Source organism: Acetobacter sp. UBA5411 (assembly GCF_002409645.1).
Taxonomy (GTDB): domain Bacteria; phylum Pseudomonadota; class Alphaproteobacteria; order Acetobacterales; family Acetobacteraceae; genus Acetobacter.
This window is the reverse complement of sequence record NZ_DHNR01000019.1, coordinates 52,581-66,260: the sequence shown is the minus strand read 5'-3', so window position 1 is coordinate 66,260 and position 13,680 is coordinate 52,581. Positions and strand designations below refer to the sequence as shown.

Below are 13,680 nucleotides of genomic sequence, written 5' to 3'. Positions count from 1 at the left end.
TCCGCAGCAGACGACAGAACAAGAAAGAGGAGACGCAGACCATGACGCAAACCTCTCACGAAAAACGTCCGAAGAAGTCGGTTGCCCTGTCAGGCGTCACGGCTGGGACAACCGCCCTGTGCACGGTCGGCCACAGCGGCAATGATCTGCATTACCGTGGCTATGACATCAAGGATCTGGCCGAGAACTGTGAATATGAGGAGGTCGCTCACCTGCTCATTCACGGTCATCTCCCCGACCCTTCCGAACTGGCCGAATACAAGGAAAATCTGCGCTCGATGCGCGGCCTGCCCGAGCAGGTGAAGCGGGTTCTGGAGCAGGTTCCGGCCGCCACGCATCCGATGGATGTCATGCGTACCGGCCTGTCCGCGCTGGGATGCGTGCTGCCGGAGCGACGGGACCAGAACCCTGTCGGGGCGCGGGAAATTGCGGACCGTTGCGTAGCATCTCTCGGGTCGATCCTGCTCTACTGGTATCACTACGCCACCAACGGGCGTCGGATCGAGGTCGAGACGGACGACGACACGGTGGGGGGTCATTTCCTCCATCTCCTGCACGGCAAGGAACCGTCGGCGGAATGGGTGAAGGCGATGCATGTCTCTCTCATTCTCTACGCAGAGCATGAGTTCAATGCGTCAACTTTCACCTGTCGCGTGATCGCGGGCACGGGTTCGGACATGTATTCCGCGCTGTGCGGTGGCATCGGCGCTCTGCGTGGCCCGAAACATGGCGGCGCAAACGAAGTAGCGCTCGAAATCCAGCAGCGTTACCAGACGCCGGACGAGGCGGAAGCTGATATCCGCAGGCGTGTAGACAACCGTGAGGTCGTGATCGGCTTCGGGCATCCTGTTTATACAATCGCTGATCCACGCAACGAGATTATCAAGAGAACGGCCTATGCCCTGTCGCGGAAGAACGGCTCGATGCGCCTCTACAATGTGGCGGAACGGCTTGAATCCGTCATGGCGGACACCAAGAAGATGTTCCCCAACCTCGATTGGTTCAGCGCCGTTTCCTACAACATGATGCGCATCCCGACCGCGATGTTCACGCCTATCTTCGTCATCGCCCGCTCCGCCGGATGGAGCGCGCATGTGATCGAGCAGCGCGAGAACGGCAAGATCATCCGCCCCTCCGCCGAATATGTCGGACCGGAAGACCGGGCTTTCGTTCATATCCATAACCGTAGCGTGCAGGAGAAAGCAGCATGACCTATCTGGTCGGCGCGGAAGCCCCTTCGGAATCAGCTGGCAGCCGGTTCCGCAAACTCCTCGATGCTCCCGGCATCCTTCAGCTGCCGGGCGCTCATAATGGTCAGGCCGCGCTTCAGGCGAAGGATGCCGGCTTTCAGGCGCTCTATCTTTCGGGTGCCGCCATGACGGCCAGCATGGGGCTGCCGGATCTGGGGATCATCACCATCGATCAGGTGGAGTTCTTCATTCGTCAGATCGTCCGCTCCTCGGCTCTGCCGCTTCTTGTCGATGGTGACACCGGATATGGCGAAACCCTCAACGTGATGAACATGGTTCGCGCGTTCGAGGAGTCCGGTGCCGGGGCGCTGCATCTGGAGGATCAGCTTCTCCCGAAGAAGTGCGGGCATCTGAACGACAAGAAGCTCGCCAGCGTGGATGAGATGGCCATGAAGGTCAGCGCTGCCCGACGTGCTCGCCGTGATCTGGTGATCGTGGCGCGGACGGATGCAGCCGCCAGCGAAGGTATTGATGGCGCTGTTGCTCGTGCGAAGAAATACATCGAAGCCGGTGCAGACGCGATCTTTCCGGAAGCACTGACCAACGCCGAAATGTTCCGTGAATTCGCACGACGGATGCCGGGTGTGAAGCTGCTGGCCAACATGACCGAGTTCGGACGCACGCCGTTCTACACGGCGAAAGAGTTCGAGGAGATGGGCTACAGCATGATCATCTGGCCGGTCAGCTCGCTGCGTGCCGCCAACAAGGCGCAAGCCGATCTGTATGCCACCATCGCCCGTGATGGCAGCACGGAGGCCATGCTTCCCCGGATGCAGACGCGGGAGGAGTTGTACAGGACGCTGCGTTATCATGAATATGAAGCGCTGGACCGCAGTATTGTGGAAACCGTGCTGCCGACCATAGCAGCCTGAGTTTTTACCTGAGCAGATCACACTCAAATCCAAGGTCACACCCGGGCGATTTAACATCGCCCGTTTCCATTCAGGAGAAGAACAGGTGTCCACACCCCAGACCGATCTCGCCATTTGGGATATTGAAAGCGTTGATCCGGACAAGGCGTTGCAGATCAGGGCGATGCGTGAGCAGGTGCAGACTGATCCTGAAACATTCTGGCTGGAACAGGCAAAACGTCTTGAGTGGGAGCGTTTCCCCTCTGTCGGAAACCGTTCGACATTTGAGGATGACGTATCCATCCGCTGGTATGAGGACGGCAAGCTCAATGTCTCGGTCAATTGTCTGGACCGTCATCTGAAGGAGCGTGGAGACCAGACCGCCCTGATCTGGCAGGGCAACGATCCGGGCGTGTCACGTCAGCTTACCTTCCGCGAACTGCACGCCGAAGTCTGCCGCGTCGCCAATGCCCTGAAAAGTCTGGGTGTAAAGCGCGGTGATCGCGTGGCGATTCATCTTCCCATGACTGTCGAAGTGGTAGCCTGCATGCTGGCCTGCGCCCGGATTGGGGCGGTGCATGTCGTGCTGTTCGGCGGGTTCTCACCGGAAGGGATTGGCGAGCGTCTGATCGACAGTGGAGCGGTGGCTGTCATTACCTGCGATGCGGCCAAACGAGGTGCAAAAACAATTCCGCACAAGGCGGTCATTGACGCCGCGTTGAAGCATACCGGCTCCATCGGCAGCGTGAAGAACGTCATCGTCGTGAATGTCAGTGACACCAGCGCTCCCATGACGGCGGGACGTGACCATGATTACGCAGAACTGGTGGCCGGACAGTCGGATATCTGCGAACCCGAGATCATGAATGCGGAAGATGTGTTCTTCCTGCTTTACACGTCTGGCAGCACAGGAAAACCGAAGGCGATTGTGCATACAACGGGCGGTTACCTCGTCTGGGCGGCCTATACTGTGGACGTCACCTTCCCGGCGGAACGGGGCACGACGCACTGGTGCACGGCCGATGTGGCGTGGATCACGGGCCATACGTTCGTGGTGTATGGACCGCTGGCCAACGGCACCACGACCCTGCTGTTCGAGGGGCTGATGGGCTGGCCGCAGGCGGGACGCTGGTGGGACATTATCGACCGTTTCAATGTGTCGAGTTTCTTCACTGCCCCCACCGCCATTCGCGCGCTCATGCGTGACGGCGACGATCTGCCCCGCCAGTATTCCCTTGCCTCCCTGCGTCGGCTGGGATCGGCGGGTGAACCGATCAGTCCGGATGCGTGGCTGTGGTATTATGAAGTGATCGGACAGAAGAAATGTCCGGTCATCGACATGTGGTGGCAGACGGAAACGGCTGGGCCTATGCTGAGCGCCATCGCCGGGGCGCAGAGGCTGAAACCCGGCTGGGCGACGACTGGCATTCCGGGGATTTTTCCTTCTCTCACCAATGAGAAGGGCGAAATCATCGAAAACAGGGAAGCGGAAGGCTGTCTGTGCTTCGATGAGTCCTGGCCCGGTCAGACCCGCTCCATCTGGGGCGATCACAAGCGGTTCCGGGAAACCTATTTCACGTTCAGCACAGGTCGGTATTTTTCAGGAGATGGCGCACGCCGGGATGCTGATGGCAATCTCATGATTACGGGTCGAATGGACGATGTGATCAACGTGTCAGGTCACCGTATTGGCACGGCCGAGATTGAAGATGCTGTCGCGACTGATCATTCCGTTGCCGAAGCGGCGGCTGTCGGCATCAATCATGATCTGAAAGGTCAGGGTATTGTCGTGTTTGTGGTGGCACGCAATACAAAGACGCTGCCGTCCGAAGCGCATTTGAGCAAGGTGATCTGTGAGCGAGTGGGCCGCTATGCCGCACCGGAAAAGATCTACCTTGTTTCCGAACTCCCCAAGACACGCTCAGGAAAGATTGTTCGTCGTCTGCTGCGTAAGATTGCTTCTAATGAAACGGACAGTCTGGGCGATCTGTCGTCGCTGGCGGATACATCTATTGTGCCAGCATTGATCGCGCTTGTGCAGAAACAGCTTTTGATTGCGTAAGAAAAGTCGTTTCCACGATCTTCTGAGCGAGACAGGAAATCTCCCGGATCCAGTCCGGGAGATTTTATTTTGCACGATACGCAGGCTGGATCTTTTCCTTGCTCATGCAAGCGCTTTGCCTTCCGATTGTTTCATTGCTGTTTGTCGCCTGAGCAGACTATTTCTGCACATTTTAGGATATTCCAAAGGTAGTCTACTATGGCTAGAGTAGTGTCGGATGGCAGCATGCTCAATACTACAATGATTCAATTGGAATGGATGTTTTAAATCCATACCGGCTACCACCCATATTAAAAATTTTATCTTTAATTGTTCAGAGAAAATAAACTCAAATAATCTCGAGTGTATTTTTAAGACGAAAAGGAGTTACCCTACTTCTCTTAGGGTTTCCCTTCGTTACACAGGATTTTACTTTGCGTTAATTAGTTCAGTCTGAAGATGAGAGAGTTTCCACATAGGGAGTCCAATCCATGTCCTCTTCAATCTCTTCCATCGGCGGCTCTTCAATCGCAAGCCTGTTCAATACGTCATCTTCGTCTGATGCAAGCTCGAGCTCTTCGAGTTCCTCGACGTCGTCTACATCTTCTGCCGACACCACAACCGAGACCACCAACAGCGATGGAACAATCACTGTCACGGTTACCGATTCAAGTGGAAATATTGTCTCCCAGACGACCGAGGGCACACCGCGCAGTTCGACTGCTTCCAGTGATGATGGCCTTGATACTTACGCCTGATCCTGTTTTGAAATAATCACTCAGAAATGTTGCCCGGACGGGCCGGGCAACTCTTTAACTTCTGACCATCGCTCATTCTCTGAAAACAGATATGTTTTCAAAGCTCTAACCAGAAGGCGGAAATCAGGAGCTGTGAATGATGCTGTTCAGCACATCATTGAACGAGCCGCCGACCCAGCCGCCGTTGGCGATCGGGAAAGAAGCCGTGCCGCAGCCGCAGTTGTTTGACGGCGGCGGAGGAGCCGGGACATGACCGCAGCTGTTACCACCCCAGTTGTTACCCCAACCTTCAAGACCTGTCAGAGCACCCAGAACGAAGCCACCCAGCAGCAGGCAGCATCCACCTGAAACTTCTGTCATTTCACTGACATTCAGTTCACGCATTTTTCTCTCCAATTAAGACTTCTTGAGCGCTCGGGAAAATAAAAGCATCAAAAAGTAACAAACGTCAATAAAACATTAACGTGCATTTAAGATATATATATTTTACAGGAATAAATTATTTCCCAGCAGGAAACATCCAACACACATCCTATAACTTAACTCGCCCTTTAGAGCCTGTCTGGAAGGCGCAGACGAGATTGTCACCCATGATGGCGAAGTCCATAAAACGTGAGACATGACTGCCGGGACGTTTAGCTAAACGTCCATTTGATCACCCAGCACCGAGGTAGAATCTCGGTAAAGAATCAAGATTAAGCCATCTTATTCCGGGTCACGAAGGTCATGTCGGTGGGACTACTACTGATAGTCGTCTGTTTGTGGAGGCGGTTCTATCTCTTTGACCGCACAGGCATTCCCTGACGTGATCAATCAAACCTGTTGGGTGACTGAAAGAATGTAGACGTCTGCATCATTGGTGCGAAAGTAGCGTGATTGAATGGATTTTCCGGCATCTGACAGCCCGATTTTCCGGACGCATCCACATAGAGAGGCACTCTAAAAAAGGTGGCCGCTTTTGGAAAATATGGCTCCGGTCATTCCGACAAAAAGCAGCACAACCGGAAACAGATTACACTTTTTGTAGAAAAGAAAATCCTGTCGAAAGCTCTTCATAAACTTGAAAAGCGTCAAGTCCTCGCAATGAGATACGATCAATCAATTCAAATTCACCTTGTCTTGCTACTGTCCCTCTGCCCATAACAGCCTTGATCCTTTTCCCCTTTCCCGCCTCGTGCTAACCGCGCTGCATGCAGGACGGATCCGCATCCTCTTCTTTCTCCAGAGAAGATTCCTCTACTCTGGGGCAGCAGCTTCTTGAGAAAGCCATTCGTGGCTGGCTCGGCTTCGCCTTGCGCACGACACGCTGGCATTTCGAGGCCACGCCGGAAGCCAGAACTCTTCTGCTGCATGAACGCGGAGACGGGACACAACCAGGGCTGCTCGTGGCTTTCTGGCATGAAGCGCTCGCCCTTTCTCCGGCGCTCTGGTGGTGGACCGAGCCCCGCAATCCCTCCATGCGCCTGCATGTTCTGATCAGCCGCAACCGTGACGGCCGGCTGATTGCCCGGATCGTCACCCCGTGGAGGATTCCCCCGATCCACGGCTCTTCCGACAAGAAGGGCAAGAACAAGGGAGGTGCCGCGGCCCTGCGTCAGATCCGTCAGGCTCTGGCGCAGGGACATACCGTCGCTGTCATGCCCGATGGTCCCAAGGGACCACGTCGCGTCATACAGCCGGGCGTTCTCGCACTGGCTGAAAAGACCGGCATCCCCATCCTGCCGGTCGGCGTGCAGTGCACATGTTTGCATGCGCCCTCATGGGACCGAATGATCGTGCCGCTGCCGTTTGGGCGTGGACGTATCGTCTGCGGCGCACCTGTTTCGGTCGAACCGGGAAAGCGTGACGCAGCGGGCCAGACTCTGGCTCTTCGACTGACTGCAGCTCAGGACGAAGCCGGAGCACAGACAGAAACCTACCCCGACACACTTGCCACCATGCCAGAGAGGGCCGTCGTGGAAGGGTCTGTTCGTGCGCCCACCATGTCGCAGCGTCCGAAGTCCGCCGGCATCCCCGTTCTCTGGTCGCTGCTGACCTCCCTGCTCGCTCCCGGCCTGATTGCGATGCTTCGCGTACGGGTGCGTCGAGGCAAGGAAATTCGCGAACGAACCAGAGAGCGGCTTGGTTTCGCTACCACGCACCGTCCCGACGGCCCGCTCATCTGGATGCATGCAGCCAGTGTTGGCGAAACCCTTTCCATCATTCCGGTTATTCAGGCCATCCTGAAAAAGCCCTCAACCCCGACTGTTCTTGTCACAACCGGCACCGTTACCGCCGCCGCAACACTGGCGCGGGAACTGCCCGACGCCATGCACGCAGGACGGGTTCTACACAGCTTCGTCCCTCTCGATGTGCCACGATGGATCAAGCGCTTTCTGCGTTACTGGCGACCGGACGGACTTGTTCTGACGGAAAGCGAGCTGTGGCCGAACATGATAGCAGCCTGCAATGCTGCGAAATTGCCCGTCATGCTGGTGAACGGCCGTCTGTCACGCTCGGCTCTGAAGGGATGGCGCAAACTGTCCCGCATGGCCGAGGGCATGATGACCGCACTGTCGTGGATCGCGGCGCGCTCGCCGGAAGATGCCGCCCGCTTCAGGATGCTCGGCGCCTCGAACGTGTTCTGTGACGGCGATCTGAAAACTGCCGCCCCTCCCCTCGCTGCGGACACAGCCATACTGGACGCTGCTCTCAAGGCTATCGGTAAACGACCGGTATGGGTTGCGGCCTCCACGCATCCCGGTGAAGAAAAACAGGTTCTCGAAGCTGCGAAAATTCTGCGGGCTTCCTACCCTGATCTTCTGACCATCATCGCGCCACGCCATCCGGACCGCGGCGCTGTCATTGCCACTGAGGTGAAGGAGGCTTTTCCTGCCTCGGGTCAGCCGCCCCGCCGTTCGCAGGACGAACTCCCAAACAAGGCAAATCCCGTCTGGATTGTCGATACGCTGGGTGAACTCGGCATTCTGTTCCGCCTGTCACGCATCGTTTTCATGGGAAATAGCCTGATCGCTCCTGACAGTCCGATAGAAGGCGGCGGACACAACCCGCTTGAACCGGCTCGACTGGGATGCGCGATCATGACGGGACCGGCGATCGACAATTTTGAAGAAACCTTTGCTGCTCTTGGTGAATCCGTTAGCATGGTCCGATCCGTTCCGGACCTTGTGAACACGGTCAAAGCCCTGCTCAACGATCCTGCACGGGTAGCAGCACTCGGTGAGGCAGGAGAGCGGATCGCAACACGTGACCAGAATCTGCCGTCCCGGCTGGCAGACCTTATCTGCCGGACCTGCGGCTACTCATGACCGGCTTTCTTCGCCTGAGCGCACCATCTTTCTGGTTTCGCCCTCCCGGACTCATCAGCACGCTTCTGAAGCCCATTGCCTCTATCGTTGGTTTAGCGGCCCAAAAGCGCAGACAACGTACCGGCTGGCGCGCTCCGGTTCCGGTGCTTTGCGTCGGAAATCTTACGGTGGGGGGAACCGGAAAAACAACGACCGTACTTGATCTCATCCGTCGGCTGCACCAACGCGGCGTCGTGGTGCATTGCCTGACACGCGGCTATCGAGGAAAGGCCGTGAAGGGACAGCCCCCGCTGCGTGTCGATCCGACACGCCATACTGCAACGGATGTCGGCGACGAGCCCCTCCTTCTCGCCGCCGCAGCGCCCTGCTGGGTCAGCCCTGATCGTGCCGCGTCAGCCCGCGCCGCCATTGCGGCCGGTGCGACCTTTCTGATCATGGATGACGGTTTCCAGAATCCCGGTCTGCACAAGGACTTTTCCCTTATTCTGGTGGATGGCGCTGTTGGTTTTGGCAATCAGTGCGTATTGCCCGCTGGCCCCCTACGCGAGCCTCTCATGACAGGATTGGCCGCTGCAGACGCTGTTGTCATTACGGGGCAGGACACTTGTGGTGTTCAGAAAAGCCTTGCAACCAAAGTCCATTATCCGATCCTGAAAGCGGCATTGCGGATGGAACGCTCCATCGGCTCTCTCCGTCAGCAGAAGGTCATCGCCTTCGCAGGGCTTGCCCGTCCTGACAAGTTCTTTGCCTGCCTCAGGGAAAATGACGTCATCCCAATAAAGTGCATTTCTTTCCCCGATCACCACGCCTTCACAGCCGCCGATCTCGCCCATCTGTCCCGCCTCGCCGCACAGCATTCCGCTCTTCTGGTCACCACACCCAAAGACGCCGTACGATTTCCCGCATCTTTTCGTCAGAAAGTCAGAGTGGTGAATGTGGAGCTGGAATGGGCGGACATAGCCTCACTGGATCATATTCTCGACAGCCTGACGGAACGGATGCCACGACCATGACTTCAGCTTCCTCTTCCCCCACGACAGATAAAGATCCGTCCGTACCGTTTCTGATGAAGCTGGAAGCTCTGGCCGCTCGTGGCGCCTTGCAGTTACTGCGACAGATCCGTCCGGAGACTGCCTCCAATATAGGAGGCAGACTATGCTCCGGCATTGGGCCGCTTCTGCCCGTCTCAAAAGTGGCTGACACCAACCTTCGTCTCGCCATGCCTGAACTGAACAAGACCGAACGGAAGCGCATCATCAAAGGGGTTTGGGACAATCTCGGTCGCACCGTCGGGGAATTTCCACATATTGCGTCCCTGAAGGAAGACACTTTGGCAGGACCGGGCTTTGAAGTCACCGGCAAGGAGCATCTGCTGGCGGTAGCCAAGAGTGGTGGCCCGGTCCTGTTCGTCTCGGGTCATATCGGCAACTGGGAAATGCTTCCCCCCGGTGTCGCCAAATATGGTGCCGGTTTTGCCTCCTTCTATCGTGCGGCGGCCAATCCTGTGGTGGACCGGATGATTCGTGACCTGCGCGACGCCGCGATGCAGGACCCGCTTCCCCTGTTTGCAAAGGGCGCGAAAGGGGCCAAAGACGCGCTGCGATGGGTGGCGACCGGCCATAGGCTGGGCATGCTGGTCGATCAGAAAATGAATGACGGTATTGAGGCACGTTTCTTCAACCGTCCCGCCATGACCGCTCCCGCTCTGGCGGCCATGGCTCTGAAATTCCGCTGTCCGGTTATTCCGGGGCATGTGCAGCGTCTCGGACCAGCACGCCTGCGGATTGTGGTGGAACCGCCGATGACCTTTCCTGACACCGGCAACCGACAGAATGATGTCGCCGCCCTCACCCAGGCCATCAATGACAGGCTGGAAGCATGGATCCGGGCCAGACCCGAGAGCTGGCTTTGGTTGCATCGGCGCTGGCCCAAAGAGCTGTACAGGATGTCGAATCAGTTCAAATAGCAGGACGATTCTGGACGAAAATATGTCTTTCCGCCTACAAAACGATCTGTTTTTGCACAGCATGCACATTTTATGTGCATATATTATCCAAAAATGATCATTTTTTATGCTTAATTTTTGTCACACCTTATATTTCTGTATCTTTTAGATCACAGATTTCTCAACCTGCCTCTTCTGGAAGCGCTTCGCCTTCTTTCGCACTGGCGAGACGAGAGAGAAGCCCATACCGTTTGTTCAGAACGTAGAGGAGAGATCAGGGATGTCCCAGGCAATGCAGACCGAACAGTCAGTGTTCCCTTCGAATGTTATCCCATTCCGGATGGCCGTCATTTTGCCGCGTCATCGTGAATACCTCGCTCGCTGGCTTGAGGCTGGCAAGCGCATGGGTCTCTGTGACGCAGAAATCTGCATTGATGACGAAGCCACCTTCGCCGACTCAGAACAGGCGCTGATCTGGGTTCGTGAAAACGCCAGTCCCGCCTATGTCGTGCATCCGGAAGGCACGCACTGGGTTGTCGTCGACGCTCTGCGCGGCAATGTCCTCAGCCACGAAAGCTCTTTCGAAATGGCGCTCGACTTTGTCCGTCCGGCCCTTCCCCTGCAGGGCTCTGTCGCAGCAGCCTGACTGCTGCAGCCTGTAACTGAGGCTCTCCAATGACGACTGGCCCGAGACAATAAAGGGCCGTCACTGATCAATCCTCGGAAATCAAAGGGCTGCGACAAGCTGACAGCCCACTTTTTTCATAAAACATAATAGAGAGCCATATTGGCTTCGGGAGACGCCATTCCTACTGTATTGGCCGGACCACCACGCAAAGAGCGATGATCCGGCGCGGTTAGATATTCCACCGATCAGTAATTGGCGGAAACAGAGAACAGAAAAGTCCGACCGACCGCAGGCACCGCACGATCGCTGAACAGATTGGCATAGTTCAGGCGATTGGCGAGGTTGTAGCCGTTCATGGCGACACGCCAGTGATTATTCAGGAACGAGTGAGAGATCACTGCACTCCAGTCAAGATTAGCAGGCACGCGAGCTGTATTCGCTGCGTTCAGCCAGACGCCTTCACGCCAGGTCGGTCCTCCGCCAAACATCAGGTTCCAGGGCTTTCCGGGCGCAACTGTGTAAGTTGTCCACAGCGTCGCCGAATTTTTCGGAACATAAAGGACGTGTTTGCCGACATTGGACGCTGTCGTGGACCATGTGGTCGTCGCGTCATAATAGGCATAGGTCGCGATAAGCTGCCAGTTTTTCATGATTTCACCAGAAGCGCCGAGTTCCACGCCCTGGTTGCGCTGACGATCACTGGAGGCGATGACAGAACTGTTGCTGTCACTTCCAAGGATCGCGTTCGACTTTTCAAGCCGGAAAGCCGATACGGTGAAGCCTACACGTCCGTGAAATGCATTATATTTAGCGCCAACTTCGTAAAGACGGCTGCGCTCGGGATGCATTTTAGACCCATTGGCGGTCATCGGCTCACTGCTGTTCGTCACATACAGCCCCAGAGGCGTCGTTGACTCCGACCAGTTGAAATACACCATGGCATTATCATTCGGCGTATACATCAGGCTGACGTTGGGATTGAACGTATCCTGTGACTGATGCAGCCGTGTATCAGCTAACGTGGCCCCATCCGTTGCGGCATAGTGACTGTTCCAGTGATCCCAGCGGAAACCAGCCTTGATTGAAAACCACGGCACAAGCCAGACCTGATCGGAGAAGAATGCACCAACGTCCGTTGCATCGCCGGTTTTGTACATCTTCTGACCCACACCATTAGGAATGGTCACAAGATTGCCTGGATATTGTCCAAGCCCACCAAGAAGTAGTCCCGGCTGGTAGGCCGAAGGATGCAGCATACTGGTCGTATCCGCACGCGTACCATTCACCCCATTGAAATTGTAGGCGTAATTCTTGCGGCGGTCATAAACATGCATCACATCGACACCGGCGATAATCTGATGTCTGACAGAGCCTGTATTGAATTTGGCCAGAGTGGACAGAACGTTCTGCACAGACCAGTCATCCTGCTGATAAGGCTCAGGACCGCCGAGATGACCACGCCTGTTGATCATCGCAGCCGATGGATCGGTAAAGAAATTCTTCGCACAGGTCGTATCGCATCCGGGCTGCGAAGCTGAATAGTAACGACTGTACAGGCCGCCTTTCAGATCATTGAAGACTGTGATGTGGTCATTAAACTGATGCTTGAGACGCGCCGTCAGCATATCAGTCGATGAATCGTCCTGATCGTATGTTGTGCCATACCAGCTTTTGCGATTCAGACCATATTCAGTAGCGGGTTTTCCGACTGTAGCACCCGGACGCGTGACCACCGGAACACCGTAATCAGGCATCCGGTTATCGCTCTGGTGGAAGTATTCGAGCGTAAAGGTTGTTTTGGTGCCAAGACCAAACCCAATGGACGGCGCAAGCCCCCAGCGATGCGAATACACATTGTCCCGGCCGACAGCATCGTTTTCATTGCCCATGCCGGTAATACGGATGGCCGTATGCTCACCGATCTGCTGGTTCAGATCGAGAGTGCCACGATAATAGGAGCCTGAACCGCCAGAAAAGCTGCCGCCGTAATTGTTTCCCAGATGGGCAACCTTGGTGGTGACGTTGATGGCGCCGCCTGTCGTTCCGTTACCAAAGACTTCAGAGGATGGTCCCTTGATGACCGTCACATGGTCATAATCGAAGCTGTCACGGCTGTAGACGCCAAAGTCGCGCAGACCATTCTGGTAAATGTCGTTCTGGGCCTGAAATCCGCGGATCAGAAACTGATCCCCGCTCATGCCGCCCTCACCTTCGCCAACCGATGCCGTGATGCCGGGAACGTTCCGAAGCGCTTCTTCCAGAGATTTGACGTTCTGCTGTTCCATCAGAACTTTTGGCACAACATTGACCGTCTGCGGTGTGTGCAGAACATCCTGCGGCATGCGACCAAAACCCATATCCTGGGTCAGCACATTCATGCTGTGACCATGTACCACAATACTTTCAGAGTTCGGCCCTGTTTCCAGGGTTTTCGCGCCCGTATTCACTGCATGAGCATTTGTGTTTGATGGGATTGATGCTCCAGCGACAGGCGAGACAGAGGTCCTTGGAACCACCACACCCGGTTTTGAAACGGGCTTGTGAACCGCCGTCCGGGCATGAGCATGACGCGCTTTCACTGTTCCGGCATCAGCAGTCTGCGGATGAAGAGCAGAACAAGCCAGAGTCAGTCCGGCAGTCAGCGGTGTCGGTCGTAATGTATGGCGGATGAAACGATTCGTCATGATTTCTACATCTCGTGGCATAAGCTGGCACAGCTATGCCGTAAATGAGACTTACTCGCAATATCATAGACATAATATTGGTGTGTCTGATGATGACCAAAAGCCATTTCAACGGTTCAAACACTAAGGGCAGGTTTTGGGAGATATTGATCTAATCGTTTGGAAAGAAATAAAAAAATAAGACTACTCTTTCTAATATCGACATAAAAAAACCG

The 13,680-nt window shown here is 55.6% G+C and carries 10 protein-coding genes; 7 read left to right on the top strand and 3 right to left on the bottom strand.

Annotation, left to right across the window (positions count from 1 at the left end; translation table 11 throughout):
• The first annotated feature begins 41 nt into the window (after positions 1-41).
• From prpC to acs, 3 genes are all read left to right on the top strand, one after another.
• Positions 42-1,211, top strand: a complete 1,170-nt coding sequence (prpC, locus tag B3759_RS05465; protein WP_291364407.1) for a bifunctional 2-methylcitrate synthase/citrate synthase — start codon at positions 42-44, stop codon at positions 1,209-1,211.
• A complete protein-coding gene (gene prpB, locus B3759_RS05460) occupies positions 1,208-2,122 on the top strand; it encodes a methylisocitrate lyase (protein ID WP_291364404.1) in 915 nt (304 codons plus the stop codon). Before prpC ends, prpB begins: the two co-directional genes overlap by 4 nt.
• Positions 2,123-2,207: 85 nt before the next feature.
• Positions 2,208-4,163 (top strand): acetate--CoA ligase, encoded by a 1,956-nt coding sequence (gene acs / locus B3759_RS05455; RefSeq protein ID WP_291364402.1) that lies wholly within the window; start codon positions 2,208-2,210, stop codon positions 4,161-4,163.
• A gap of 427 nt (positions 4,164-4,590) precedes the next feature.
• On the opposite strand, the gene B3759_RS05450 is transcribed toward acs, so the two are convergent.
• Positions 4,591-4,800, bottom strand: a complete 210-nt coding sequence (locus tag B3759_RS05450) for a hypothetical protein (RefSeq protein ID WP_291364400.1) — start codon at positions 4,798-4,800, stop codon at positions 4,591-4,593.
• A gap of 223 nt (positions 4,801-5,023) precedes the next feature.
• Complete coding sequence (locus tag B3759_RS05445) at positions 5,024-5,284, bottom strand: hypothetical protein (protein WP_291364398.1); 261 nt, start codon at positions 5,282-5,284, stop codon at positions 5,024-5,026.
• An 806-nt stretch (positions 5,285-6,090) separates the two neighbouring features.
• Here B3759_RS05445 and B3759_RS05435 point away from each other — a divergent pair.
• The 4 genes from B3759_RS05435 to B3759_RS05420 all read left to right on the top strand — a co-directional run bounded on the left by B3759_RS05435 (position 6,091) and on the right by B3759_RS05420 (position 10,799).
• Positions 6,091-8,208, top strand: coding sequence for a glycosyltransferase N-terminal domain-containing protein (locus tag B3759_RS05435; protein WP_291364397.1), 2,118 nt, complete (start codon positions 6,091-6,093; stop codon positions 8,206-8,208).
• 14 nt (positions 8,209-8,222) lie between these two features.
• On the top strand, positions 8,223-9,221 hold the full coding sequence (gene lpxK / locus B3759_RS05430; protein ID WP_408736458.1) for a tetraacyldisaccharide 4'-kinase: 999 nt from the start codon (positions 8,223-8,225) through the stop codon (positions 9,219-9,221).
• Complete coding sequence (locus B3759_RS05425) at positions 9,218-10,174, top strand: lysophospholipid acyltransferase family protein (protein ID WP_291364392.1); 957 nt, start codon at positions 9,218-9,220, stop codon at positions 10,172-10,174. The genes lpxK and B3759_RS05425 overlap by 4 nt, the downstream gene beginning before the upstream one ends.
• A 259-nt stretch (positions 10,175-10,433) precedes the next feature.
• Complete coding sequence (locus B3759_RS05420) at positions 10,434-10,799, top strand: hypothetical protein (RefSeq protein WP_232878420.1); 366 nt, start codon at positions 10,434-10,436, stop codon at positions 10,797-10,799.
• Positions 10,800-11,026: 227 nt separating this feature from the next.
• Here the strand turns inward: B3759_RS05420 and B3759_RS05415 are convergent, their stop codons facing one another.
• Positions 11,027-13,465, bottom strand: coding sequence for a TonB-dependent receptor (locus tag B3759_RS05415; protein ID WP_291364388.1), 2,439 nt, complete (start codon positions 13,463-13,465; stop codon positions 11,027-11,029).
• Between the last annotated feature and the right edge of the window lie 215 nt (positions 13,466-13,680).